Source organism: Streptomyces sp. NPDC029041 (assembly GCF_040637515.1).
Taxonomy (GTDB): Bacteria; Actinomycetota; Actinomycetes; order Streptomycetales; family Streptomycetaceae; genus Streptomyces.
Window position 1 is genome coordinate 546,138 of record NZ_JBEZWO010000003.1, and the last position, 23,761, is coordinate 569,898.

At 72.2% G+C, this 23,761-nt stretch carries 23 protein-coding genes; 14 read left to right on the top strand and 9 right to left on the bottom strand.

Annotated elements, in window-relative coordinates:
* Positions 1-67 precede the first annotated feature (67 nt).
* Positions 68-1,669 (bottom strand): MFS transporter, encoded by a 1,602-nt coding sequence (locus tag AB0F04_RS09710; RefSeq protein ID WP_362039576.1) that lies wholly within the window; start codon positions 1,667-1,669, stop codon positions 68-70.
* Positions 1,670-1,872: 203 nt separating this feature from the next.
* On the opposite strand from AB0F04_RS09710, the gene panB reads away from it, so the two are divergent.
* The 3 genes from panB (at position 1,873) to AB0F04_RS09725 (ending at position 4,803) form a co-directional block, all read left to right on the top strand.
* The gene (gene panB, locus AB0F04_RS09715) at positions 1,873-2,748 is read left to right on the top strand and encodes a 3-methyl-2-oxobutanoate hydroxymethyltransferase (protein WP_362039578.1); all 876 of its coding nucleotides are present in this window, start codon (positions 1,873-1,875) and stop codon (positions 2,746-2,748) included.
* 223 nt (positions 2,749-2,971) lie between these two features.
* Complete coding sequence (locus AB0F04_RS09720) at positions 2,972-3,991, top strand: ATP-binding cassette domain-containing protein (protein WP_362039580.1); 1,020 nt, start codon at positions 2,972-2,974, stop codon at positions 3,989-3,991.
* A complete protein-coding gene (locus AB0F04_RS09725; protein WP_362039582.1) occupies positions 3,988-4,803 on the top strand; it encodes an ABC transporter permease in 816 nt (271 codons plus the stop codon). Before AB0F04_RS09720 ends, AB0F04_RS09725 begins: the two co-directional genes overlap by 4 nt.
* A 20-nt stretch (positions 4,804-4,823) precedes the next feature.
* On the opposite strand, the gene AB0F04_RS09730 is transcribed toward AB0F04_RS09725, so the two are convergent.
* Both AB0F04_RS09730 and AB0F04_RS09735 read right to left on the bottom strand, forming a co-directional pair.
* On the bottom strand, positions 4,824-8,111 hold the full coding sequence (locus AB0F04_RS09730) for a BTAD domain-containing putative transcriptional regulator (RefSeq protein ID WP_362039804.1): 3,288 nt from the start codon (positions 8,109-8,111) through the stop codon (positions 4,824-4,826).
* Between the two features lie 195 nt (positions 8,112-8,306).
* On the bottom strand, positions 8,307-9,014 hold the full coding sequence (locus tag AB0F04_RS09735) for a DUF6578 domain-containing protein (RefSeq protein WP_362039583.1): 708 nt from the start codon (positions 9,012-9,014) through the stop codon (positions 8,307-8,309).
* Positions 9,015-9,118: 104 nt separating this feature from the next.
* Between AB0F04_RS09735 and AB0F04_RS09740 the strand changes: the two genes are divergently transcribed.
* A complete protein-coding gene (locus AB0F04_RS09740) occupies positions 9,119-9,919 on the top strand; it encodes a site-2 protease family protein (protein WP_362039585.1) in 801 nt (266 codons plus the stop codon).
* 9 nt (positions 9,920-9,928) lie between these two features.
* Here AB0F04_RS09740 and AB0F04_RS09745 read toward each other — a convergent pair whose 3' ends face one another.
* The gene (locus tag AB0F04_RS09745) at positions 9,929-10,108 is read right to left on the bottom strand and encodes a hypothetical protein (RefSeq protein WP_104783951.1); all 180 of its coding nucleotides are present in this window, start codon (positions 10,106-10,108) and stop codon (positions 9,929-9,931) included.
* 72 nt (positions 10,109-10,180) lie between these two features.
* A complete protein-coding gene (npdG, locus tag AB0F04_RS09750; RefSeq protein WP_362039588.1) occupies positions 10,181-10,900 on the bottom strand; it encodes an NADPH-dependent F420 reductase in 720 nt (239 codons plus the stop codon).
* 307 nt (positions 10,901-11,207) lie between these two features.
* On the opposite strand from npdG, the gene AB0F04_RS09755 reads away from it, so the two are divergent.
* Positions 11,208-11,810: a hypothetical protein gene (locus AB0F04_RS09755; RefSeq protein WP_053672054.1), complete on the top strand. Its 603-nt coding sequence runs from the start codon at positions 11,208-11,210 to the stop codon at positions 11,808-11,810.
* An 81-nt stretch (positions 11,811-11,891) separates the two neighbouring features.
* On the opposite strand, the gene AB0F04_RS09760 is transcribed toward AB0F04_RS09755, so the two are convergent.
* A complete protein-coding gene (locus AB0F04_RS09760) occupies positions 11,892-12,125 on the bottom strand; it encodes a hypothetical protein (RefSeq protein ID WP_031105401.1) in 234 nt (77 codons plus the stop codon).
* A 58-nt stretch (positions 12,126-12,183) separates the two neighbouring features.
* On the opposite strand from AB0F04_RS09760, the gene map reads away from it, so the two are divergent.
* Complete coding sequence (gene map / locus AB0F04_RS09765) at positions 12,184-13,041, top strand: type I methionyl aminopeptidase (protein ID WP_352100545.1); 858 nt, start codon at positions 12,184-12,186, stop codon at positions 13,039-13,041.
* Positions 13,042-13,166: 125 nt separating this feature from the next.
* Positions 13,167-13,814, top strand: coding sequence for a biliverdin-producing heme oxygenase (locus AB0F04_RS09770; RefSeq protein ID WP_362039590.1), 648 nt, complete (start codon positions 13,167-13,169; stop codon positions 13,812-13,814).
* Positions 13,815-13,876: 62 nt separating this feature from the next.
* On the opposite strand, the gene AB0F04_RS09775 is transcribed toward AB0F04_RS09770, so the two are convergent.
* Positions 13,877-14,554, bottom strand: coding sequence for a PhzF family phenazine biosynthesis protein (locus tag AB0F04_RS09775; protein ID WP_362039592.1), 678 nt, complete (start codon positions 14,552-14,554; stop codon positions 13,877-13,879).
* 286 nt (positions 14,555-14,840) lie between these two features.
* On the opposite strand from AB0F04_RS09775, the gene efeO reads away from it, so the two are divergent.
* From efeO to AB0F04_RS09795, 4 genes are all read left to right on the top strand, one after another.
* Positions 14,841-15,989 carry an iron uptake system protein EfeO gene (gene efeO / locus AB0F04_RS09780; protein WP_362039594.1) on the top strand — a complete coding sequence of 383 codons (1,149 nt, stop codon included), beginning with the start codon at positions 14,841-14,843 and terminating at the stop codon, positions 15,987-15,989.
* Positions 15,990-15,991: 2 nt separating this feature from the next.
* A complete protein-coding gene (gene efeB / locus AB0F04_RS09785) occupies positions 15,992-17,230 on the top strand; it encodes an iron uptake transporter deferrochelatase/peroxidase subunit (protein ID WP_362039596.1) in 1,239 nt (412 codons plus the stop codon).
* A 4-nt stretch (positions 17,231-17,234) separates the two neighbouring features.
* Positions 17,235-18,068 carry an iron uptake transporter permease EfeU gene (efeU, locus tag AB0F04_RS09790; protein ID WP_362039599.1) on the top strand — a complete coding sequence of 278 codons (834 nt, stop codon included), beginning with the start codon at positions 17,235-17,237 and terminating at the stop codon, positions 18,066-18,068.
* Positions 18,069-18,417: 349 nt separating this feature from the next.
* Positions 18,418-19,410 carry a hypothetical protein gene (locus tag AB0F04_RS09795; protein WP_362039601.1) on the top strand — a complete coding sequence of 331 codons (993 nt, stop codon included), beginning with the start codon at positions 18,418-18,420 and terminating at the stop codon, positions 19,408-19,410.
* 46 nt (positions 19,411-19,456) lie between these two features.
* Here the strand turns inward: AB0F04_RS09795 and AB0F04_RS09800 are convergent, their stop codons facing one another.
* Positions 19,457-20,194 (bottom strand): bifunctional DNA primase/polymerase, encoded by a 738-nt coding sequence (locus AB0F04_RS09800; RefSeq protein ID WP_362039604.1) that lies wholly within the window; start codon positions 20,192-20,194, stop codon positions 19,457-19,459.
* Between the two features lie 281 nt (positions 20,195-20,475).
* On the opposite strand from AB0F04_RS09800, the gene AB0F04_RS09805 reads away from it, so the two are divergent.
* Entirely contained in the window at positions 20,476-21,333 is an 858-nt protein-coding gene (locus AB0F04_RS09805; protein ID WP_362039606.1) for a glycerophosphodiester phosphodiesterase, read from the top strand.
* On the opposite strand, the gene AB0F04_RS09810 is transcribed toward AB0F04_RS09805, so the two are convergent.
* A complete protein-coding gene (locus AB0F04_RS09810) occupies positions 21,312-21,953 on the bottom strand; it encodes a TetR/AcrR family transcriptional regulator (protein ID WP_362039608.1) in 642 nt (213 codons plus the stop codon). The genes AB0F04_RS09805 and AB0F04_RS09810 overlap by 22 nt on opposite strands.
* A 111-nt stretch (positions 21,954-22,064) precedes the next feature.
* Between AB0F04_RS09810 and AB0F04_RS09815 the strand changes: the two genes are divergently transcribed.
* Both AB0F04_RS09815 and AB0F04_RS09820 read left to right on the top strand, forming a co-directional pair.
* The gene (locus AB0F04_RS09815; protein ID WP_362039610.1) at positions 22,065-22,274 is read left to right on the top strand and encodes a DUF6243 family protein; all 210 of its coding nucleotides are present in this window, start codon (positions 22,065-22,067) and stop codon (positions 22,272-22,274) included.
* A gap of 131 nt (positions 22,275-22,405) precedes the next feature.
* Positions 22,406-23,743: a S28 family serine protease gene (locus AB0F04_RS09820; RefSeq protein WP_362039612.1), complete on the top strand. Its 1,338-nt coding sequence runs from the start codon at positions 22,406-22,408 to the stop codon at positions 23,741-23,743.
* Positions 23,744-23,761: the final 18 nt, after the last annotated feature.

Here is a 23,761-nt window from a genome sequence, read left to right on the forward strand (position 1 = left end):
CGCTGCTTCCTTTCCTGACCCGGCGACGGCCGTTCCGTGCCGGCCGGGAGGTGCATTCTCCCCGTGCCTACGAGCTGGTGTGCGACAACTTCTGCTCATCCTGGGTCCCCCGGTCCGCTGGCGGCCTGCCCGGCAGGAACAGCGCCACGACGACCGCGCCGAGGACCGCGACGCCCGCGCCCCACAGGGCGGTGACGTGCATCGCGTGCAGGAAGGCGTCGTGGGCCGGGGCGACCAGCGACTCGCCCCGCGGGCCCAGCTGGTCCGCGATGCCGAGCGTGGCCTCGATGGACTCCCCCGCGGTGTGCCGAAGCGCCGGGGGCAGGGCGGTGAGCTTGTCCTCGATGCCCGTGCGGTACGCCGTGGACAGCACCGAGCCGAGGACGGCGATGCCGAGGGCGCCACCGACCTGCCGGAAGGTGTTGCTGAGCGCGGAGGCGGAGCCGGCTTTCTCCCGGGGCAGGGCCTGCATGATGACGACGCTGACCGGCGTCATGATGTGCGCCATGCCGGTGCCCATCAGGAAGAAGATCACTTCCAGGATCCAGATGGGCGTGTCGGCGTCCAGCGCGGCGAACGCGGCCAGCGTGGCGGCGATGACGAGCAGGCCCGCCGTGGTCGTGGCCCTGTTGCCGATGCGGTCGACGACCAGCCGGGCGCGTGGCGCGAAGATCATCTGGGCGGCGGCCAGCGGCAGCATGAGCAGGCCGGTCTGCAGGGGCGAGTAGCCGCGCACGCTCTGGGTGTAGAAGACGGAGAAGAAGGTCACGCCCATCAGGGCGAAGAAGACCAGCGCGATGGCGGCGATGGCGGCCGAGAAGACCTTGTTCTTGAAGTACGTGACGTCTATCGACGGATGGTCGCTGCGCTTTTCGAACACGACGAACGCGACGAGTACGGCGAGACCGGCGCCCATGGTGGACAGCACCGTGGCGTCGGTGAAGTCGGCGAGCTGGCCGCCCTTGATGATGCCGTAGACGAGCAGGACCAGGCCGACGACGGACAGCACCACGCCGACGGGGTCGACCCGGCCGGGGTTCGGGTCACGCGAGTCGGGCACCAGCCAGAGCATCAGCGCGAGCGCGAGCAGCACGATGGGCACGTTGATGAGGAAGACCGAGCCCCACCAGAAGTGGTCGAGCAGCACGCCGCCGGTGACCGGGCCGATGGCGATGGCGAGTCCGACGCCGCCGGCCCAGATGCCGATGGCCTTCGGCTGCTCCTCGCGCTCGAAGACGTTCATGAGGACGGCGAGGGTGGCGGGCATGACGAACGCGGCGCCCAGACCCATCACGGCGCGGAAGGTGATCAGCTCGCCCGGCGAGCCGGAGAAGGCGGCGAGCGCCGAGCCGATGCCGAACACGGCGAGGCCGCCGAGGAGCACCTTCTTGCGGCCCAGCCGGTCGCCGAGCAGTCCGGCGGTGAACAGCAGGCCGGCGAAGACGAGGGTGTAGGCGTTGATCGCCCATTCCAGCTCGCTCTGCGTGGCGCCCAGGCCGGTGGGGGCCGGGGTGGAGATCGTCTTGATGGCGACGTTCAGGATCGAGTTGTCGAGGACGACGATCAGCAGGCTCAGCATCAGCACGCCGAGGATCGCCCAGCGGCGCCGGTGCACCGCTTCCGGTACGCGCGGGCCGGTGGGGGCGGCCGGATCGGCAGGAGTAGTCATGGGGGCGAGCCTAGAACCCTTTCGATACGAGACCGTCTCGTATCGGAATTCTCTTACCAGGATCTTACGCGGCTTCGCCCGTCCGGGCCCGGGGGCGGAACTCACAGGGGCAGCCCTAGCCGTCGATGGCACGAGGTGCCACCATGGACGTGGTCCGGGGACGCCGTCAGGGCGCCTCGAGATGACGTGTTAGGAGCCGTGCAATGACGCAGCTTCCGGCTGCCCAGACTGCTCAGAAGAAGCCCTCCGACGGCGGCAGGGCGCTGTACGGGGGCAAGGGCACCCGCCGCATCACCGTGCGCGACATCGCCGCCGCCAAGGAACGCGGCGAGAAGTGGCCGATGCTCACCGCGTACGACGCGATGACCGCGTCCGTGTTCGACGAGGCCGGCATCCCGGTGATGCTCGTCGGCGACTCGGCGGGCAACTGCCACCTCGGGTACGAAACGACCGTGCCCGTCACCCTCGACGAGATGACGATGCTGTCGGCGGCGGTCGTACGGGGCACCTCCCGTGCCCTGATCGTCGGCGACCTGCCCTTCGGCTCCTACCAGGAGGGTCCGGTGCAGGCGCTGCGCTCGGCGACCCGCCTGGTGAAGGAGGCGGGCGTGCAGGCCGTGAAGCTGGAGGGGGGCGAGCGGTCGCACGAGCAGATCCGGCTGCTGGTCGAGTCCGGCATCCCGGTCATGGCCCACATCGGGCTGACCCCGCAGTCGGTCAACGCGATGGGCTACCGCGTGCAGGGGCGGGGCGAGGAGGCGGCCCAGCAGCTGCTGCGGGACGCCAAGGCCGTGCAGGACGCCGGTGCGTTCGCCGTGGTGCTGGAGCTGGTTCCCGCGGAGCTGGCCGCCGAGGTGACGCGGGTGCTGCACATCCCGACCGTCGGCATCGGGGCGGGCCCCGAGACCGACGCGCAGGTGCTGGTGTGGACCGACATGCTGGGTCTGACCGGCGGGCGGGTGCCGAAGTTCGTGAAGCAGTACGCCAACCTGCGTGAGGTCATGGGCGACGCGGTGAAGGCGTTCGCCGACGAGGTCGTCGGCGGGACGTTCCCGCAGGAGGAGAACTCCGTCCACTAGGACCACTGCCGCACCACCACGACGGCCCGCCGATCTTCCCCCGTCGGCGGGCCGTCCCCTTTTTGCGCCTAAGCCGGCGCCGCTCTCGCGGGGGTGGTTGCTCGCCGTCGGGGTTGCTCAATTGACGGTTGCCGTGTGCTTCGTCGGACGGTCGCGGGGTACGTCGGCGCGGTGTCGGTGGCTTGTCGGTGGTTTGTCGGTGGGCCCTGAGAGCGTCTGTCCCATGACGCGAATCGACACACAGACCAGCGGCGCCGCTGTCACCGTGCGGGGGCTGGTGAAGCACTACGGGGAGACCAAGGCACTGGACGGGGTCGACCTGGAGGTGCGGGAGGGGACCGTGATGGGGGTGCTCGGGCCGAACGGGGCCGGGAAGACGACCCTCGTGCGGATCCTGTCCACCCTGCTGGCGCCCGACTCCGGGCAGGCCACGGTGGCCGGGTACGACGTCGTACGGCAGCCGCGGCAGCTACGGCGGGCGATAGGGCTCACGGGCCAGTACGCCTCCGTGGACGAGAAGCTCTCGGGCTGGGAGAACCTGTACATGATCGGGCGGCTGCTCGATCTGCCCCGCAAGGAGGCCCGCGCCCGTGCAGACGGGCTGCTGGAGCGCTTCTCCCTGACCGAGGCGGCCAAGCGGCCGGCGGCGACCTACTCCGGGGGCATGCGGCGGCGGCTGGACCTGGCCGCGTCGATGATCGGCCGGCCCGCCGTGCTCTTCCTCGACGAGCCGACCACCGGACTCGACCCCCGCACCCGCAACGAGGTGTGGGACGAGGTGAAGCGCATGGTCGGCGACGGGGTCACCGTGCTGCTCACCACCCAGTACATGGAGGAGGCCGAGCAGCTCGCCTCCGAGCTGACGGTCGTCGACCGCGGCCAGGTCATCGCGGGCGGCGCGATCGAGGCGCTGAAGGCGAAGGTCGGCGGCCGGACGCTTCGGGTCCGCCCCGCCGATCCCACCCGGCTGCGGCCCCTCGCCGGCGCGCTGGACGAACTGGGGATCACCGGGCTCGCCACCACGACCGTCGACACCGACCGGGGTGAGGTCCTCGTGCCGATCCTCAGCGACGAGCAGCTGACGGCCGTGGTCGGCGCGGTCACCGCGCGCGGCATCACGCTCTCCTCCATCACCACCGAACTGCCCAGCCTGGACGAGGTGTTCCTGTCCCTCACCGGCCACCGTGCCAGTGCCCCGCAGGACGCCGTGCCCGCCGAAGACCTTCAGGAGGCCGCCGTATGAGCGCCGTCACCGTCAACGACGCCGCCACGGACGCCCGTATCCCGCTGCGCGGCCATCTGCGCCACACCGGTGCCCTGATCCGCCGCAATCTGCTGTGGATCCGCAAGGACCCGGAGTCGATGGCCGACGCACTGCTGATGCCGGTCATCTTCACCCTGCTGTTCGTGTTCGTCTTCGGCGGCTCGATCGGGCAGGCGCTGGGCGGCGGCCAGGACCGGTACGTGCAGTACGTCATCCCCGGCATGATCGCCATGATGAGCATGACGCTGTCCCAGGGCGTCGGCACCGGCTTCAGCCAGGACTTCAACTCCGGTGTCATGGACCGCTTCCGGTCCCTGCCCATCGGGCGCGGCTCGGTCCTGTTCGCGAAGATCTCCGTGGAGCTGCTGCGGATGCTGTTCGCGACCACCGTGCTGATGATCGTCTCCGTGGCGGTCGGGTTCGAGATCACCAACTGGCCCGGGCTGTTCGCGGCCGTGGCCCTGTCCACCGCGTTCGCCTCGTCGATCATGTGGGTGTTCCTCACCCTGGGCGTGATGCTGAAGAACGCGCAGTCCGTCCAGGCGATGGGCTTCCTGGTGCTGTTCCCGCTGCAGTTCGGCTCGTCGATCTTCGCGCCGACGACATCGATGCCGGGCTGGCTGCAGGCCTTCACCGACTACAACCCGCTGTCCACGCTCGCGGACGCCGCACGCGGGTTGATGGTGGGCGGACCGGTCGCCCACGACCTGTGGGTGACGCTCGGCTGGTCGGTGGCCATCACGGCCGTGATGGCGCCGATCGCGATCCACAAGTTCCGCACGAAGAACTGACCGGACGGCTCGGATCCGCGTCAGAGCAGGGCGGTGGCCTCGTCGAGGGAGAGGCCGCCGCCCTGCGCGTACGCGGTCTCGTACGCCGCGTCGCCCAGCAGCGCCCGGGCCTGCCGCTCCGCCCGCCGTCGGGTCTCGCGCTCCTGCCGATGGGCGCTGTGACCGGGCGGCAGCAGCGCGTCGAAGGCGCCCAGACAGCGGGCCGCGTCCTCGGCGCGCCCTCCGCCGTCGAGGCCGGACAGGGCCCAGGCGCCGACGAGCAGGTAGCCCGAGCGCATGTAGGGCGCGATGGCCGTGGACAGCGGGTCGGCAGCCCGCTCCAGTGCCTTGCGGATCAGGTGCAGACACTCCTCGTACCGGCTCTCGGCGGCGTCCAGCCAGGCCTCCGCGCCGAGGATGAACGCGTCGAAGACGATGAAGTGGGCGATCCGGAAATCCCGGCGCAGCCGCTTCAGCTGCTCGCGTGCCTCCGCGGTGCGGCCCGTCATGCCGAGCAGACCCGCGAGGAACAGCCGGGCGGCGGGCATGGCCTCACTGTGCGTGTCCTCGCCCCGGGCGATCACCTCGCGCAGCAGCCGCTCACCGCGTTCGCCGTCACCCGCCTCCAGCAGCGCGCTGCCCAGCCGGGCGCTGAGCACCGCCGCCTGGGCGCGGGCGCCGAGGTGTTCGGCGTGGGCGATGGCCGCCTCGTAGTCGGCCGCGGCCAGGACGTAGCGACCCTTGCGTTCGAGGGCCTCGGCGCGTGCGGAGAGGGCCTCGGCGGTGCCCCAGGCGTCGCCGAGGCGCCGGTAGATCTCCAGCGACTCGTCGGCGTCCTGGGCGGCGTCGCCGGCCCAGTCCGTGCGGTTGGCGAGGAAGTTGGCCCGCATCTGCAGCCCGGAGGCGAGCTCCCAGTCGAAGCCCGGGGTCTGCCGGCAGGTGCGGATGGACGCTTCGATGATGACGCGCAGCCGGTCCATGTCTCCGGTGAGCATCACGGCGAAGAACCAGAGCAGGCCGGGGAGCCGGCAGTTCTGCGGCAGACCGGGTTCGTACGTCCCGGCGATGGCGCGCAGCTTCCGCTGAGAGTCGGGGTTCTGCCAGGCGTCCAGCTCGGTGTCCATGCAGGCGAGGTGGGCGAGGTGGATGCCACGCCGGGCCTCCCACAGGATCTCGCCGGTCATCGGGGGCGGGGCGTCGGTGCAGCGCTCCCACACCGCGGCGGCGGGGCGTACGGGCTCGGTGAACGGGTCGGGGCCGAGCGCCATGACCTCGCGGCACCAGTTGCGGGCCTCGATGCGCAGGTCCCGCATCTGCCAGTACCAGACGAGGGACAGCGCCAGGCACAGCGCCTCCTGTTCGTCGCGCAGGGCCACGGCGTGGCGCAGGGCGACACGCAGATTCTCGTACTCGCGCTCCAGCCGGCGGATCGCGGCGAGCTGGCCGGAACCGCGCAGCAACGGGTCGGTGGTGCGGGCGAGTTCGCGGAAGTACGTCAGGTGGGCGCGCTCGGCGTCGCCGCGCTGCCCCGATTCGTCCAGCCGTTCGGCGGCGTACTCGGCGACGGTCTCCAGGAGCCGGTAGCGCATCTCCCCCTCGGCGGACTCGCCGGGCGGCGCGGCCACGACCAGGGAGCGGTCGACGAGGGAGCCGAGCGCCTGAAGGGCGGCCGGCCCGCACACGGCCTCGGCGGCGGGCAGGTCGCAGCCGCCGGCGAACACCGACAGTTTCCGCAGGACGTCCCGTTCGTCCTCGTCGAGCAGGTCCCAGGACCAGTCGACGACCGCCCTGAGGGTCTGCTGGCGGGGCAGGACGGTGCGACTGCCGGAGGTGAGGAGACGAAAGCGGTCGTCGAGCCGGTCGGCGATCTGGCGGGGGGTGAGCATCCGCAGGCGGGCGGCGGCGAGTTCGATGGCCAGGGGCAGGCCGTCGAGGCGCCGGCAGATCTCGGCGCACGCCTTCGGGTCGTCCTCGATCCGGAAGCCGGGCCGGGCCGCCGCGCCCCGGTCGGCGAGCAGCCGCAGCGCGACCGGCTCGGGCAGCGGCTCCACCGGGCGCAGCAACTCCCCCGGGACGCCGAGTGGTTCGCGGCTGGTGGCCAGGACGGTGAGGTCGGGGCAGCGGGCCAGCAGCTCCTCGGTGAGGCGGGCGGCGGCGGCGGCGACGTGCTCGCAGTTGTCGAGGATCAGCAGCATGCGGGGCCTGGAGCAGTGCTCGGCGAGCCGCTCGACGGGGTTGTCGAGCCGGTCGCCGACGGCGGCGCGGATGCCCTCGGCGCTCGCGCCGTACAGCACGGTCTCGCGGGCGCCGAGGGCGGTGAGCACGGCCTCGGGGACGGCGTCGGGGTCGTCGACCGGGGCGAGTTCGGCCAGCCACACGCCACCGCGCATGGCCTCGCGCACGGACTCGGCGGCCTCCTGCGACAGACGGGTTTTCCCGGCGCCGCCGGGCCCGAGCAGGGTGACCAGCCGGGCCGCCGCGAGATCCCCGCGGATGGTCTCGATGTCGGTTTCCCGGCCGATGAAGGAGGTGAGGCGGGCCCGGAGGTTCCCGGCGGACCTGCCCGTCCCCCCGGTTGCGGGCAACGGGGCGGGAGCATCGCCGAGGCGGAGCAACTCCGCGTGCAGCACTCGCAGTTCCGGTCCCGGGTCGGCGCCGAGACGGTCGGCGAGGAGGCGCCGCACGTCCTCGTAGGCGTCCAGGGCCTCCGCCGTACGGCCGGCGTCCCGCAGGGCGCGCAGCCGCAAGGCCTGGAGGGGTTCGTCCAGGGGGTGGCCGTCGCACAGGGCGGTCAGTTCGGGCAGGGACTGTTCGGCCTCGCCCAGAGCGAGGGCGGCGGTGTGGCGGGCGCGCAGCACGTCCAGGCGGCGGGCGTCGCGGCGGGTCGCTTCGGCGGTGCGGTCGGGCAGGTCGGCGAGGGCCGGGCCGCGCCACAGGGCGAGGGCGTCGTCGAGGACCGCGGCGGCCTTGGCGGGGTCGCCGTCGGACAGCGCCCGCAGCCCCTCGCCGGCCAGCCGCTCGAAGCGGTGCAGGTCGACGTCGTCGGGCGGGGCGGTGAGCCGGTACCCGCCCTCGACGGAGGCGATCGCGTCCGCGCCGAGCGTCCTGCGCAGCCGTCCGACCAGCGCCTGCAGTGCTCCCGGCGCGTCGGCGGGCGGCTGCCCGCCCCACACCTCGTCGACGAGCAGCCCGGCGGGCACAGTCCGGCCCGCGCGCAGTGCGAGCACGGTCAGCAGCGCACGCAACCGCGCCCCGCCGACCGGAAGAACCGTCCCGTCGTCGCGGAGCGCCTGCGTGGTGCCGAGGATGCGGTAGCGCACGGGGTCCATTGTCTCCGGTGACATGTGAGCGGTCACGACGGCCCGACGGCGCGGCGACGGCCGGTGGGGGTGTGTGACGGGCGTCCGCTGACCGCCCCGCGGGGGCGGGCGGCTTGTGAGGGACGGTCCGGCAGCGCGCCGAGGGGCGCGGGAAACCACAGGTGAGGGCCGACGGTGGCGAAGTGAGGAGGGGCGGCACCGTGTTCACCCATGTCGGCGCCTCGGCCGGTCGCGGTGGTTCGGCGGGGTCGCCGTCGTGCTCAGTTTCTCCAGCAGGACCGCCAGCTCCGCCGCGGGCAGGCCCTCCGTCTCCGTGCCGGGCACGGCGTCCCGGTGGGGGATTCCCCGGGCCTCGCGGAGGGCGTGCGAGAGCAAGGAATCCGTACCCGGCACCTCCAGGGTCACCACCACGCCCGACTCCCGCCACTGCCTCCCCTGTTCCACCCGCTTCTCGCTGAACCACTCCGGGCACCGCTCCACCAGCCGCAGCCGCCGCTCCCCCCGCACCGGCTCCCACGTGCGCGAGCCGGGCGCGGTCTCCGCGTAGGCCTGCGTGAGCACCTGCACGGCCCGCACCCGCCCACCGGCCTCGGGCCACCGCGCACCGTGCCGCTCGACGGACAGCACCCCCACCGACCGGATCCGGTCCCCCGGCTTCGGCCGCCGGTCCTCCTCGTCGTCGGGGCCCCCGCCCAGGGCGGCCGTGAGACCGGTCCCCTCCCGCACGACCCGGACGCCGCCGACATCCTCCACCGGCCCGCACACCGTGCTGCGCTGGTCGTGCCAGCCGCCGCCGAACACGTGGCCGGCGTCCTCCAGGAGCAGCGGCCAGCTCACCTCGTCCCCCACCGAGAACGGCGTGCCGCAGCACTCCATCTGCCAGTCTTCGTAGATCACGTGCCACAGCCCCATTCCCCCACCCTCTCCGGAACCGACCGCCCCGCGCGAGACGTTTTTCCTCTGCGCCCGGTACCGTCGGGCCGTCCCACCCCGTGTCGATGAGTGCAGGGAGCCCCATGACCACCGCCACCACCCGCCACAGCGAGCGGCGGATCAGTCCCGTGTTCGTCGGGATCCTCGCCGTGACGGCGGTCACGGGATGGGTGACCTGGACCGGGTTCGCCGAGCAGCCCGGCGTCGCCGTGTTCCTGTTCGTGACGGCGGCGTGGATCGTCTCGCTGTGCCTGCACGAGTACGCGCACGCGCGCACCGCCCTGCACAGCGGCGACATCTCGGTCGGCGCGAAGGGCTATCTGACCCTGAACCCGCTGAAGTACACGCACGCGCTGCTCAGCATCGTGCTGCCGGTGATCTTCGTGATCATGGGCGGTATCGGGCTGCCCGGCGGTGCCGTGTTCATCGAGCGGGGGCGGATCCAGGGGCGCTGGAAGCACAGCCTGATCTCGGCGGCGGGCCCGCTGACGAACGTGCTGTTCGCGATCGTCTGCACCGCCCCGTTCTGGCTGGGCGCGCTGGACGGCGTACCGAACGACTTCCGGTTCGCCCTCGCCTTCCTCGCGCTGCTCCAGGTGACGGCCGCGCTGCTGAACTTCCTGCCCGTGCCCGGGCTGGACGGCTACGGCGTGATCGAGCCCTGGCTGTCGTACAACATCCGCCGCCAGGTGGAGCCGTTCGCGCCGTTCGGCCTGCTGTTCGTGTTCGCGCTCCTGTGGCTGCCCGCCGTGAACGGCGTCTTCTTCGACGTGATCGACACGATCCTGAAGTCCCTCGGGATCAGTGACGTCGAGACGTACTGCGGTCAGGAGCTGTACCGCTTCTGGCAGGGCTCCAACGAGTTCTGCCAGGCGGCCCCGTGACGCAGGCGGTCAGTGCGTGACCGACTTCTGGGCCCTGGCGCGCTTCAGGTAGTACCAGGCCATGTTGGACGACAGCCCGGCGAGCAGCACCCAGACGATTCCCAGCCAGCTGCCCTCCACGAAGGAGACCACGGCCGCGGCCACGGACAGGACGCAGACGATCAGGGCGTAGAGGGCGAGGCGGGGCATGGGGTCGACTCCTGTCGGGGGACACTGCGGCACTGCTGGTGCCGTCCAGTGTCCCCCATGCTCCTCACCGGCTCACACGTCGGTGACGCGGAGCCCCGCGTGCGCCTTGTAGCGGCGGTTGACGGAGATCAGGTTGGCCACGAGCGACTCCACCTGGTGGGCGTTGCGCAGCCGCCCGGCGAAGACACCGCGCATCCCGGCGATGCGGCCGGCGAGGGCCTGGACGATCTCCACGTCCGCCCGCACCTCGCCGAGCACCATCACATCGGTGTCGATCTCGTCGATCTCCGGGTCCTGGAGCAGTACGGCCGACAGGTGGTGGAAGGCGGCCGTGACCCGGGAGTCCGGCAGCAGGGCGGCTGCCTGCTCGGCGGCGCTGCCCTCCTCCGGCTTGAGGGCGTAGGCGCCCTTCTTGTCGAACCCGAGCGGGTTGACGCAGTCGACGACGAGCTTGCCCGCCAGTTCCTCGCGCAGGGACTCGAGCGTCTTGCCGTGGCCGTCCCACGGCACGGCGACGATCACGACGTCGCTGCGGCGCGCGGTCTCGGCGTTGTCGGCGCCCTCGATGCCGTGGCCGAGTTCCTCGGCGGCGGCCCGGGCACGGTCGGCCGCCCGTGAGCCGATGATCACCTTCTGGCCGGCCTTGGCGAGCCGGTAGGCCAGGCCCTTGCCCTGCGGTCCGGTCCCGCCGAGCACCCCCACCACGAGTCCGGAGACGTCGGGCAGGTCCCAGGGGTCCTTGGCGGGCGCCTTCTGGGCGTTGTCGGTGGCAGCACTGTCGGTAGAGGTCATGGCCCCGACTCTACGACCGCGCCGTCGCGCCGGGCGGCTCAGGTCGGCCCGGTCACGGGCACCCGCCGGAAGGTGCTCGCCGCGTGGCTGCGTGGTCACCGGTCTCGTACAACGGGCCGATCCGCGTCGCCCGCACGAGCTGCGGGGGCCCTCTTGTCCGGCGCGCGGGGGACGGCGGTGTCGGGCATCGGCGGACTGCCCCGGTCGTTCGACGGTGGTACAGGTGACCGGTCGGCCTCCCCAGCCCGGGCGAACGCGCAGCGAACTCGACGTCACGGGTGACCGCTCGGGGGCAGGATGCGGCCCCATGGATGCGGTACGGGTCGCGCTGCTGCGGGAAGTGCTCGCCGGGACGGAGTGGCTCGGGGCCACCCGGCGGTTCGCCGGGGCGCTGCGCGGCTCGGTGGTGTCGCACGGGGGCGGGCTGCTGCTGGTCGGCACGCGGGACTACGAGCCGTGGCATCTGGCCGCGCACCTGGTGGACGAGGCCGCCTGGTCGGGCACGCCGGAGCTGGCCCCGACTTTGGTACGGCACGACGCGCGCCCCTGCGATCCCACGCATCTGGCGGTCGGTCTGGGCCGGCTCGAGGCGGCCCGGCGGGGCGAGACGCTGCTGGTGGTCGCCCCCGAGGGGCCCGCCGCACCACTCCTGGAACGGGTGTCCGACGCCCGTCGCGCCGGGGCGACGGTCCTGGCCCTGGGCCCCGGCCCGGGCGAGCTGCCGTCCCTGGCGCACGAGACCCTGGCGGTCCCCGACGGCTCGGAGCTGGACCTCGACACGGTGCAGCACCTGGTCAGTGCGGCGGCCGGGGAGAACGCCCTGCCCACCCCGCGGGGGCGGCGCCGGCTGCGGGACCGGGTGGCGCGACTGGCGGAGCACCTGACGGCACCGCCACCGGCCCGCTGGTGACGGCCGGGCATCCCGCTGCCGGCCTCTGCACACCCGGGGCATCACGAACGCCCGGGGCCGCGGCCCCGGGCGTGGACGGGATCAGCTCTCGTCGTCCCGGCTGCCGGCCGGTGCGTCGTGCCACTTGGGGTCGTTCTCCCACTGGAGGTTGCGCTCGCGGGCGGTCGCCATCGCGTGTTCGGCCTCCGTGCGGGAGGCGTACGGCCCGAACCGGTCCTTGTTGGGGCACTCCGGCCCCTCTTCGACCTTCTTGTGCTCCAGGCAGTAGTACCACTCACCCGGCTTGCCGACCGTGCGCTTCTTGAACAGGGCCATGACCAGCTCCTCTCGCCATCGTCATGTTCCCCCATGGCCGCTGGTTAGACTCGCTGGCATGTCTGGCCAGTCGCTGCTCGTCCCGGGGGAGCTGTCCCCCATCCGTTCCGTGCCCGGAAACATCCGTCGCCCCGAGTACGTCGGCAAGCCCGCGCCGACGCCGTACACCGGACCGGAGGTGCAGACGCCCGAGACGATCGAGGCGATGCGCGTGGCCGGCCGGATCGCGGCCCGGGCGATGGCGGAGGCCGCGAAGCTCATCGCCCCCGGGGTGACCACGGACGAGCTGGACAAGGCGGCGCACGAGTACATGTGCGACCACGGCGCCTACCCCTCGACGCTGGGCTACCGCGGCTTCCCCAAGTCGCTGTGCACGAGCGTCAACGAGGTCATCTGCCACGGCATCCCGGACTCGACGGTCCTGCGCGACGGCGACATCGTCAACCTCGACGTGACGGCGTACATCGGCGGTGTGCACGGCGACAACAACGCCACCTACCTGGTGGGTGACGTCGACGAGGAGTCGCGGCTGCTGGTCGAGCGGACCCGGGAGTCGCTGGAGCGGGCGATCAAGGCGGTCAAGCCGGGCCGGCAGATCAACATCATCGGCCGGGTCATCGAGTCGTACGCCAAGCGCTTCGGCTACGGGGTGGTCCGGGACTTCACCGGGCACGGCATCAACTCGTCGTTCCACTCGGGCCTGATCATCCCGCACTACGACAGCCCGCACGCCACGACCGTCATCCAGCCCGGCATGACGTTCACGATCGAGCCGATGCTGACGCTCGGCACCCACGAGTACGACATGTGGGACGACGGCTGGACGGTCGTGACGAAGGACCGCAAGCGGACGGCCCAGTTCGAGCACACGCTGGTGGTGACGGACTCGGGCGCGGAGATCCTCACGCTGCCGTAGCCCCGCACCCGCACATCCCCGCACGGCCCGCTCTCCCGCAGAGGGCGGGCCGTTCTGCATGGGCGTACGGGCGGGGGTTCACGGGCGGGGGTTTTTACCGACACCCCGTCGGGAAAAGTGTGCGCATGGAATCCTTCTCGACGCTCCTTCGGACGGCTTCCCGCGAGCAGCACGAGGAGGTCAGGGGCTCGACCTTCATCGGTGACCTGCTGGGGCGGAAGCTGGGGCTCGACGCGTTCGCGCGCTACACGGAGCAGCTGTGGTTCGTGTACGGGGCACTGGAGTCCGGCGCCCGGCGGCTGGCCGCGGATCCGGTGGCCGGCCCCTTCGTCCGGCCGGAACTGTTCCGCGTGACGGCACTGGAGCAGGACCTGCGGCATCTGCGCGGCCCCGGCTGGCGCACGACGGTCAGCGCGCTGCCGGCCACCCTGGAGTACGCGGAGCGGATCAGTGCCTGCGCCCGCGCCTGGCCGGCCGGTTACGTCGCCCATCACTACACCCGCTACCTGGGCGACCTCTCCGGCGGGCAGATCATCCGCGACACGGCCGAGAAGACCTGGGGTTTCCCGAGGAAGGGCGACGGGGTGCGCTTCTACGTCTTCGAGGAGATCCCCAACCCGGCCGCCTTCAAGCGGACTTACTGCGAGCTGCTGGACGCGCTGCCCGGTGACGAGCTGGAGCGGCAGCGGGTCGTGGCCGAGTGCAAGCGGGCGTACGGGCTGAACAACGAGGTGTTCGAGGCGCTGGGAGCGGAGTTCCCGCTCACGGCGTGAACGGGCGGGGCCCTTCCGCACGGCAAGTCGCCGCCTCCCCGTACGGACGCGCTCCGCCCGGGTCAGCGTTCGAGGCGGACTCGCCCGCCGACCTCGGTCCATCCCCCCGGCTGGGGGGCGGTGAGGATCTGGGAGCCCGCGCCCTGGGTGATGTTGAGGGCCCGGCCCAGCCGGTCGGTGAGCAGCAGGGCCGCGGCCCCGGTGGCCTCGTCCTCGTCGATGCCGTCGCCCCGGCCGGGGAACGCCCGGGCCCGGATCCGCCCGGCCGGCTCGTCCTCCCACGCCCAGGCGTACACCCTCCCCCACTGCCCGAAAGGCGTGGGTGGTGCCCCCACCCCCGGCGGCGGCACGGCCAGGTCGTCGACCTCGGCGGCGCTGCCGTACTGCCGCAGCGTCCGCGGCGGCGCCCACTCCGCCCGGGCCTCGATCCAGCAGAACTCACCGTCCTGCCGGGCCCCGACGACCCCGGCGGGTGTCACCAGTTCGGGCACGTCGAGCAGCCATGCCGTCCCGACACAGGGGTGCCCGGCGAAGGGCAGCCGCAGGGTGGGCGTGTAGATGTCGATCACCCCGCGCTCGGGGTCGTCGACGAACACGGTCTCGCTGAACCCGACTTTCGCCGCGAACGCCTGCCGCTCGTCCCGCTCCGGCATCACGGAACCCTCGCGCACGACACCGAGCTCGTTGCCGTACCCACCGTTCGGCCCGCAGAAGACGCGGAGCACGTCGTAGTCAGTCACGAGGGGAATTCAAACATCGCCCGAGCGCAGGGGTCGCTCCGGGCAAGGGCGCACGCCGGTGGCGTGGTGGCCGGGCGGGGCACGACACCGGTCTCTTCGTGGCGCGCGTGCGCCAGGTCACGCTCCCTTACGCCGGGCATGTCGACGCAGACAAGGGCCGCCGCGGCAGCGGAAGACGACCTTTGACCTTCCCTTGACCCGAGCATGAGAGCGATTTTGAGCCACTTAGGTAATTCTTATGTGCTGCCCTTAGGTGAGCCTCACCTTCCTCTCTCCTGGAGCCCACATGCGACCCGCCCGTCCCGCTTCCGTAGTCATCGCCGCCGCGGCGGCCCTGGCCGCCGTCACCGGCTGCACCGAGAAGAGCGACGCGAAGGACGGCGACCACGTGATCAACGTGACGGCGACCGACGACGAGTGCCAGGTGTCGAAGAAGGAGTTCCCGGCCGGGCACGTCGAGCTGGCCGTCGAGAACAAGGGCTCCAAGGTCACCGAGGTCTACGTCCTCTTCCCCGACGACCGTGTGGTCACCGAGCGGGAGAACATAGGCCCCGGCACCAGGCAGCGGGTCACCGCCGAGGTGAAGGCGGGCGAGTACCAGATCGCCTGCAAGCCCGGCATGAAGGGCGACGGCATCCGCCAGGCCGTCAAGGCCACCGGCGGCAAGGCCGTCCAGCGCGACCCGCGCCTGGACAAGGCCGTCGCCGCCTACCGCGCCTACGCGCAGGCGCAGGCCGACGAGACGCTGCCGAAGGCCGAGGCGTTCGCCAAGGCCGTCAAGGACGGTGACCTGGAGGCGGCGAAGAAGGCGTACGCCCCCTCCCGCATCGGCTGGGAGCGCACTGAGCCGGTCGCCGAGTCGTTCGGTGACATCGACCCCAAGGTCGATGTCCGCGAGGACGGCCTGGAGGACGGCCAGGACCCGGCCACCAACTGGACCGGCTGGCACCGCCTGGAGAAGGCCCTCTGGCAGGACAAGAAGATCGGCGACCGTGAGAAGGACCTCGCCGACCTGCTGATCAAGGACCTGAAGGACTGGCAGAACCGCGTCGGCAAGGCCGAGATCACCCCCACCTCCATGGCCAACGGCGCCAAGGAACTCCTCGACGAGGTCGCCACCGGCAAGGTCACCGGCGAGGAGGAGCGCTACTCGCACACCGACCTGGTCGACTTCAAGGCCAACGTCGAGGGCGCGCAGAAGTCCTACGACCTGCTGAAGCCGGTCGCCAAGGAGAACGACGCCGCCCTCGTCACCGAACTCGACGAGCAGTTCGCGGCCCTGGACAAGCTGCTGGACCGGTACCGCCCGAACAGCACGTCGTACGACTTCACCTCCTACGACAAGGTCGGCAAGGCCGACCGCAAGGAGCTCTCGGACGCGGTCAACGCCCTGGCGGAGCCGCTGTCGAAGCTCGCCGCGGCGGTGGTGAGGTAACGATGACGGACACCGGCTCCCCCTCCCCCAGCCGCCGTTCCCTGCTCGGCTGGGGCGGCGCCGGCCTGGCGCTCGGCGCGGCCGCGGCGGGCGGCGCGGTGGCCATGGCCCGCACCGAGGACGACACCGCACCGGCGGCCGGCTCGGCGATCGCCTTCCACGGCCCGCACCAGGCGGGCATCGCCACCCCGGTCCAGGACCGCCTGCACTTCGCCGCGTTCGACGTGACGACCGACGACCGTGAGGCCTTCGTCCAACTGCTGAAGGACTGGACCGAGGCGGCCCGGCGCATGACGGCCGGACACGCGGTCGGCGAGGGCGCCTACGGCGGTCTGGCCGAGGCGCCCCCGGACGACACGGGTGAGGCACTGGGCCTCAAGCCCTCCCGCCTGACCCTCACGATCGGCTTCGGCCCGTCCCTCTTCGGGAAGTTCGGCCTCGCGGACCGCCGTCCGGAGGCCCTGGTCGACCTGCCGAGGTTCGCGGGCGACAACCTGGACAAGAACCGCAGCGGCGGCGACCTGTGCATCCAGGCCTGCGCCGACGACCCCCAGGTCGCGGTCCACGCCGTCCGCAACCTCGCCCGCATCGGCTTCGGCAAGGTCGTCATCCGCTGGTCGCAGCTCGGCTTCGGCAAGACCTCCTCCACCACGCCCGAGGCGCAGACACCGCGCAACCTGATGGGCTTCAAGGACGGCACCCGCAACATCGCGGGCACGGAGACGGACCGCCTGAAGAAGTTCGTCTGGGTGGACGGCAAGGACAGCCCGGCCTGGATGGAGGGCGGCAGCTACCTGGTCGCCCGCCGCATCCGCATGCACATCGAGACCTGGGACCGCACCTCGCTGCAGGAGCAGGAGGACATCTTCGGCCGCGACAAGGGCGAGGGCGCCCCGGTCGGCAAGGCCAAGGAGCGCGACGAGCCGTTCCTGAAGGCGATGAAGCCCGACGCGCACGTCCGGCTCGCGCACCCCGACAGCAACCACGGGGCGACGATCCTGCGCCGCGGCTACTCCTTCACCGACGGCACGGACGGTCTCGGCCGCCTCGACGCGGGCCTGTTCTTCCTCGCCTACCAGCGCGACGTCCGCAAGGGCTTCATCCCCATCCAGCGCAGCCTGGCCGCGGACGCGCTCAACGAGTACATCCAGCACGTGGGTTCGGCTCTCTTCGCCGTCCCCCCGGGTGTCCGCGACAAGGACGACTGGTGGGGCCGCACACTGTTCTCCAAGGAGGCCTGAGCCGGTGTTCTCCAACTACCTGATCGGTCTGCGCGAGGGCCTGGAAGCCAGCCTCGTCGTCTGCATCCTCATCGCCTACCTGGTCAAGACGGACCGCAGGGACGCCCTGAAGCCGGTCTGGGCCGGCATCGCCGTCGCGATCGCCCTCGCGTTCGGCTTCGGCTGCGCCCTCGAATTCGGCTCACAGGAACTGACGTTCCAGGCCCAGGAGGCCCTGGGCGGGTCCCTTTCCCTCCTCGCGGTCGGCCTGGTGACGTGGATGGTGTTCTGGATGCGCCGCACGGCCCGCCACCTCAAGTCCGAGCTGCACGGCAGGCTGGACGCGGCACTGGCCATGGGCACGGGCGCGCTGGTCGCCACCGCCTTCCTCGCAGTGGGCCGCGAGGGCCTGGAAACGGCCCTGTTCGTCTGGGCGTCGGTCCACGCGGCGAGCGACGGCACACCGCGTCCGCTGCTGGGCGTCGCCCTGGGCCTCCTCACGGCGGTCCTCCTGGGCTGGCTGTTCTACCGGGGCGCTCTGCGCATCAACCTGGCGAAGTTCTTCACGTGGACCGGCGGCATGCTGGTGGTCGTCGCGGCGGGCGTCCTGGCCTACGGCTTCCACGACCTCCAGGAGGCCGACTTCCTGCCCGGCCTCACCGACAAGGCCTTCGACGTCTCCGGCACGATCCCCCCGGACAGCTGGTACGGCACGCTCCTCAAGGGCGTCTTCAACTTCCAGCCCGACCCCACCACACTCCAAGTCACGGTGTGGCTCCTGTACTTGATCCCCACCCTGGCCTTGTTCCTGGCCCCGGCCCGGACGCCGTCCCCGACTCCGGTACGCGACAAGGCGTGACAGCGCACAGCCGCTGACACTGGGCCGGGTGAGTGCGCAGCCCGGCGGAGCGGGGTGCCTCCCCAGCGGCACGACTGCCCGCAGGCTGAGCGGAGACGCGCCCGCACCCGCGTACGGCGAGAAGGGGACGTGTCGGGGGGTGTCCGCCCGCAGCGGTTGTCGCGTCAACGCCAGTCAGTCGGTATGGGGGCCCATCGCGACGTTCCGAGGACGGACACCCCCCGGCGCGGCCCCGACCCACCACCCACCGCCAGGCGAAGCGGACGCACACCCCCACCCCACCCCCGGCCCGACCGCCGGAGGCACCCGGTAGGGTTCGCCTCCGGAAAGGGGAAGGTGAAGGTACCCGATGAGCAGGGATCGCGACCCTCGAACGCTCCGCAGGCCCGCCCGGAGCGCCCTCATAGCAACCTCGGCGACCGCTTTGTCGCTGACGGCCAGTGGATGCGTCGTCGTGCACGGCGAACGGGAGATCCTCCCGTCCACGACCCGCGCCGAAGCCGCCCGGGCCCTCCAGGAGTTCACGACCGCGTACAACGAGGCCGACAAGGCCTACGACGGCACCCTGGACGCCGACCGCACCACGGGCGCCCTCGCCGACATCGACTCGGCCCGCCTCAAGGCCGGGAAGGCGAACAACCCGGACGGCAACCCGCGCCACACCCCCCTGAAGCTGACGGACGCGAAGTTCACGATCCCGAAGAAGGCCGGCTGGCCCCGCTGGTTCGTGGCCGACGCGGCCGGCAACAAGGGCGGTACCGCCCGCTGGCTCCTGGTCTTCACCCGCAGCAGCCTGGACGACCCCTTCCAGGTGGCGTACCTGACGCTCGTCGCCCCGGACAAGGTCCCGCAGTTCAAGACGGACGCCGACGGCTGGGCCGAGTCCGTCCCCCCCAACTCCACCGACCTGGCCGCCGACCCCGGCGGCCTGAGCCGGACGTACGCGACGTACCTGAAGAGCGGCGGCGACACCTTCGCGGACGGCGCGCACACCAGCCGGTGGCGTGCCCTGCGCGAGAAGAACGGCAAGAAGCCCGGCATGGTCACCCAGTACATCGACGAGCCGCTGACGAACGGCGACTACGCACCGCTCGCGCTGCGCACGGCGGACGGCGGGGCACTGGTGTTCTTCACCACCCGCCACTACGAGAAGCAGACCGCCCACGCGGGAACCTCCGTCCCCACCCCCAACAAGGACGTCCTGGCCCTGACGAAGGGCGAGATCAAGCAGTCCCTCACGATGGAGTTCGTCTCCAACGAGGTGGCACTGGACCCCAAGGGCCCGGGCAAGGTGACGATCCTGGGCCGGATCCAGGGACTGACCTCGGCGGAGGGCTCGTAGCCCGGGCCGTACGCCCAGGCTCGCACGGCCCGGTCGCCGACAGGCCTCAGTGCCGCAGGGGCCAGGCCGCCTCGCCGGAACGGCCGGTGTCCTCACCCACGTACCGCCCGCAGACCTCGGTGAGCACCTCCAGCAGGCTCAGGGGATCCGGCAGCGCGTGCTCGGGCCCGCGCACCCACCGCACCGCCTGCTCCTCACCGGGCAGCTGCGCCGGCGGCACGAGGACGTAGGAGCCCCGGCAGTGCCAGCGCAGCCCGGGGTGTTCGTCCATCGTCTCGGGGTGGCAGTCCAGTTCGCACGGCCACCACTCGTCCTCGTCCTCGGGCGTACCGCGGGTGAGCGTGAAGAAGAGGAGGCGGCCGTCGTCGCTCTCGGCGACCGGCCCGACCTCGACACCGGCGGCGAGCAGCCGCTCCAACGCGTCGCGACCGGCATCGAGGGGCACGTCGAGGACGTCGTGCACCATGCCGGTCGCGGTGATGAAGTTGGCCTGCGGCTGATGTCGCGCCCAGCGCTCGATCTGGGCGCGGTCGGTGGTCGACTGCGTCTGCCAGGCGAAGGACACCGGGTGCCGGGCGGGGGTGGGACAGCCGACCCGGTCGCAGGAGCAGCGGTAGCCGGCCGGGTGCGCGGCGGGCGCGAGGGGCAGTCCCGCGCCGGCGGCGGCGAGCAGCAGGGCCTCACGGCCGCCGTCCCCGGCGGTCTCCTTCGGCCGGCGCCCGGCGCGCAGCCACTGGGTGAGTTTGCCCTGCAGGCCGCTCCGGCCGCCGAACTCCGCGCTCATCTATCCCCTCGCCTCGCCGTCGTGCCGAACAGCATGCCTCATCGTCCCATCTTCCCGCGCACCGGGGGGCCAGTGCCCACATCCAGGACAGGCAGGACGCACCACCCACAGGGCACCGGACCGGACAGGCAGGACACACCCCCCACCGCACACCGCACCGGACCTGCAGGACGCACCCCCCACCGCGCGCCGGACGGGAGGAGAACGGTGAGCCCCGCACTCCACCGCGATCGGGTGTCATTGCCCGCTCTGCCACGACATGGCGCCCTACCGTGATCACCATGGTCACAAGGATCGCGTTGTCGGGCCTGGCCTCCGTGGCGTCCGTGGTCTCGCTGGCCCTGTCGGGACCCGGCGGCCGCGCCCCGGCCCCGCTGGAGTGGGGCGCGGGTCCGCTGACCGTGGCGGCCCTGCCCCGGATCACGTACGTCGCGCACCGCGGCGGCGCCCGCGAGGTCCCCGAGAACAGCATGACGGGGCTGGCGACCGCTTACGAGCGCGGGACGGCGCAGGTGCTGGACTTCGACACGCGGCTGCTGCGTGACGGCACGCCGGTGGTGTTCCACGACGAGACCCTGAACCGCACCACCTATCAGGGCGGGGCGGTGCGCGGCCTCGACGCCCGGGAGTGGCGGGGCGTCCGGCTGCGGCCGAAGGACAGGCTCCCGGGCAGCTGGCGGTCGGAGCGGCCGCCGACGGTCGCCGAGGTGCTCGATCGTTTCGGCGGGCGGATCGTGCTGATGCTGGAGGCGAAGGATCCGCGCAGCCTCGACCGGCTGGCCGAGCTGATCCGGGCCCGTGGCCTGACCCGCTCGGTGTTCGTGAACTCCAACGACCCCGAGGTGGCCCGGCGCGTCCACCGTCTCGGCCTGCTCTCGCAGTTGTGGCGCTCGGCGCGGCAGTTGCGCACGGACCGTCCGGAGCGCTGGCGGTCGTACGTGGACCTGCTGGACGTGGACCACCGGGCGCGCGACGCGGATCTGGCCCGGGCGGTGCACTCGGGCATCGCCCGGGTGTGGGCGCACACCGTGGTGACGGACGCCCAGCGGGACCGGGTGCTGGCGCTGGGCTGCGACGGTGTGATCACGGACGCGCCGGGGCGCCTCGCCCGGGCCGCTCAGCGCGGGGCCAGGCCGTGAAGGGCGTAGTCGACGAGGGTGTCGGTGTACTCGTGGGAGATCGGGCCGGTGTGCTGGAGCCAGCGCTGGGCGAGCGGGGAGATGAAGAACTCCAGCGCGATGCGCGGGTCGATCTCGGGCCGCACCTGGCCGGCCTCCTGCGCGGCGCGCAGCCGGCCGATGTAGAGGTCGAGTGAGGGCTGCATCAGCTTGGAGACGAGCTCGCGCCCGAGCTGCTCGTTGACGACGCCCTCGGCGGCGAGCGCGCGGGACGGCACATCGAATTTCGGGTCACGCATCTGGTCGACGGTGGCACGCAGGACGCTCTTGACGTCGGCGGCGAGGTCGCCGGTGTCGGGGAAGACGTACGGCTGCGGCCCGGCCTCCGGCACGGCCTGCTCGGCCAGGTCGAGGAACGCCTCCATCAGCACGTCGGCCTTGGACGACCACCAGCGGTAGATCGTCTGCTTGCCGACGCCGGCGCGGGCGGCGATGCCCTCGATGGTGGTCTTCGGATAGCCGACCTCGACGACGAGCGCGAGAGCGGCGTCATAGATGGCGCGCCGGGACCTTTCGCTGCGCCGGGTGGAATCGGGGGCGGTCTTGCCGGGGGCGGGCTGGGTGGATTTCTGGACGGCCATGGGCCGAATTTATCAGGTTGACAAGACGGAGCGTCTCGCGGACAGTTGAGCGAAGCGTGCGAGACGAACCGTCTCGCCACTCGAAGAGGACGGCTACGGAAGGAGCCCGAGATGACCCGAGGCGGAGCCGGAAACATGCTGGGTGTCGGCGGATCGCGGCAGAACCTCGGCCGCAGGGAGCTGCGCGGTGGCGGCCGGGGCGGCCGGATCGGCGGCGGTCTCGACCCGCAGGCCCACAAGCGCGAGCTGCTGCGCAAGCTCCAGGAGAAACGGCAGCAGCAGGACGCACCGGAGGGGGGCACGTCGGGCACGGCGTCGTGAGCCTCCCCCGCGCGGGGGAGAGCGTCCCCCCGCGTGCGGGATCCTCCCGGGCGGTCCGGCGGATGTACTGAGGCGGTCGCGGCCCGCGACCGGCGGACACCCGCCCCAGGACACCCGGGAGGACTCGGCTCATGACCGCATGGACCAGACGACGGCTGCTCACCACGGCGGCCACGGCCCTCCCGGCCGCGGGCCTCGCCACCACGACGGCCCCCCTCGCGCGGGCGGCGGCACCGACCCGCCCCGGGGACGCCGACGTGGCCGACGCGCTGCGGGGCCTGCCCGGACTGCGCCTGGTCGAGGAGCGGCACGACGCCGGACCGGGATACCGGCACTTCGTCCTGGGTCTGCGCCAGCCGGTCGACCACACGAACCCGGCCGCCGGCACCTTCGAGCAGCGCCTCACCCTGCTGCACACCGCCGCCGACCGCCCGACCGTGCTGTTCAGCACGGGCTACCAGGCGGTCCTCACCCCACGGCGAACCGAACCGGCGGTCCTGCTCGGCGCCAACCAGCTCCAGGTCGAGCACCGCTACTTCGGCACCTCACGCCCAGCGGACCCGGGCTACGCCCACCTCACCGTCCGGCAGGCCGCCGCCGACCACCACCGCGTGGTCCGGCTCTTCCGCCGCCTCTACCCCGGCGCGTGGATCTCCACGGGCGGCAGCAAGGGCGGCATGACGAGCGTCTACCACCGCCGCTTCCACCCGCACGACGTGAACGGCACGCTGGTCTACTCGGCCCCGAACAACGTCGACGACCAGGACGATTCCGCCTACCTCCGCTTCCTGGAGACGGTCGGCACCCCGGCCGCGCGGGAGGCCCTCGCGGCGGTCCAGCGGGCGATCCTGCTGCGGCGGACCGAGATGGTCGCCCGCTACGAGGCCTGGGCCGCCGCCACCGGCGACACCTTCCGGCTCGTCGGCAACGCCGACAAGGCACTCGAGATCGCCGTCCTGCGCGTGCCGTTCATGTTCTGGCAGCGCGGCACACCGGCCGACATCCCCGCGATCCCCCGCCCCGGCGCTACGGCCGACGAGCTGTACGCCTGGCTCGACGACACGACGGGCCTGGGGCTGTACGCCGACACGACGGCCCGGAACTACATCCCGTACTGGTACCAGATCGGCACGCAGCTGGGGTACGGCAGCCTCCCCACCGCCCACCTCACCGACCTGCTCCGCCACCCGGGCGCCGCCGAGCCGCGCAGTTTCGTCCCCCGGGACGTCCCGCTGTGCTTCGACCGGGCCGCCATGCCCGACATCGACCGCTGGGTCCGGCGGCGCGGCAGCCGGCTGCTCTTCGTCAACGGCACCCAGGACCCCGCGGTCGCCGAGCACTTCCGTCCCGGGGGGCCGGACTCACGGCTGCTGTGGGCGCGGGGCGGAAACCACGGCGCCGACCTCGCGGACCTGTCCCCCGCCGACCGGGCGTGGGCACAGGACGCGCTGGTCCGCTGGGCGAGTTGAGCACGGGCGTATCCGGCA

What these genes read in the sequence shown, in the direction of transcription:
- map (WP_352100545.1), top strand. Translation starts at nt 12,184, where the DNA reads ATGTCTGGCCAGTCGCTGCTCGTCCCGGGGGAGCTGTCCCCCATCCGT.
- AB0F04_RS09740 (WP_362039585.1), top strand. Translation starts at nt 9,119, where the DNA reads ATGACCACCGCCACCACCCGCCACAGCGAGCGGCGGATCAGTCCCGTG.
- AB0F04_RS09805 (WP_362039606.1), top strand. Translation starts at nt 20,476, where the DNA reads ATGGTCACAAGGATCGCGTTGTCGGGCCTGGCCTCCGTGGCGTCCGTG.
- AB0F04_RS09710 (WP_362039576.1), bottom strand. Translation starts at nt 1,669, where the DNA reads ATGACTACTCCTGCCGATCCGGCCGCCCCCACCGGCCCGCGCGTACCG.
- panB (WP_362039578.1), top strand. Translation starts at nt 1,873, where the DNA reads ATGACGCAGCTTCCGGCTGCCCAGACTGCTCAGAAGAAGCCCTCCGAC.
- AB0F04_RS09730 (WP_362039804.1), bottom strand. Translation starts at nt 8,111, where the DNA reads ATGGACCCCGTGCGCTACCGCATCCTCGGCACCACGCAGGCGCTCCGC.
- npdG (WP_362039588.1), bottom strand. Translation starts at nt 10,900, where the DNA reads ATGACCTCTACCGACAGTGCTGCCACCGACAACGCCCAGAAGGCGCCC.
- AB0F04_RS09820 (WP_362039612.1), top strand. Translation starts at nt 22,406, where the DNA reads ATGACCGCATGGACCAGACGACGGCTGCTCACCACGGCGGCCACGGCC.
- AB0F04_RS09735 (WP_362039583.1), bottom strand. Translation starts at nt 9,014, where the DNA reads ATGGGGCTGTGGCACGTGATCTACGAAGACTGGCAGATGGAGTGCTGC.
- efeB (WP_362039596.1), top strand. Translation starts at nt 15,992, where the DNA reads ATGACGGACACCGGCTCCCCCTCCCCCAGCCGCCGTTCCCTGCTCGGC.
- AB0F04_RS09755 (WP_053672054.1), top strand. Translation starts at nt 11,208, where the DNA reads ATGGATGCGGTACGGGTCGCGCTGCTGCGGGAAGTGCTCGCCGGGACG.
- AB0F04_RS09725 (WP_362039582.1), top strand. Translation starts at nt 3,988, where the DNA reads ATGAGCGCCGTCACCGTCAACGACGCCGCCACGGACGCCCGTATCCCG.
- AB0F04_RS09745 (WP_104783951.1), bottom strand. Translation starts at nt 10,108, where the DNA reads ATGCCCCGCCTCGCCCTCTACGCCCTGATCGTCTGCGTCCTGTCCGTG.
- AB0F04_RS09815 (WP_362039610.1), top strand. Translation starts at nt 22,065, where the DNA reads ATGACCCGAGGCGGAGCCGGAAACATGCTGGGTGTCGGCGGATCGCGG.
- AB0F04_RS09795 (WP_362039601.1), top strand. Translation starts at nt 18,418, where the DNA reads ATGAGCAGGGATCGCGACCCTCGAACGCTCCGCAGGCCCGCCCGGAGC.
- AB0F04_RS09770 (WP_362039590.1), top strand. Translation starts at nt 13,167, where the DNA reads ATGGAATCCTTCTCGACGCTCCTTCGGACGGCTTCCCGCGAGCAGCAC.
- AB0F04_RS09810 (WP_362039608.1), bottom strand. Translation starts at nt 21,953, where the DNA reads ATGGCCGTCCAGAAATCCACCCAGCCCGCCCCCGGCAAGACCGCCCCC.
- AB0F04_RS09760 (WP_031105401.1), bottom strand. Translation starts at nt 12,125, where the DNA reads ATGGCCCTGTTCAAGAAGCGCACGGTCGGCAAGCCGGGTGAGTGGTAC.
- AB0F04_RS09720 (WP_362039580.1), top strand. Translation starts at nt 2,972, where the DNA reads ATGACGCGAATCGACACACAGACCAGCGGCGCCGCTGTCACCGTGCGG.
- efeO (WP_362039594.1), top strand. Translation starts at nt 14,841, where the DNA reads ATGCGACCCGCCCGTCCCGCTTCCGTAGTCATCGCCGCCGCGGCGGCC.
- AB0F04_RS09800 (WP_362039604.1), bottom strand. Translation starts at nt 20,194, where the DNA reads ATGAGCGCGGAGTTCGGCGGCCGGAGCGGCCTGCAGGGCAAACTCACC.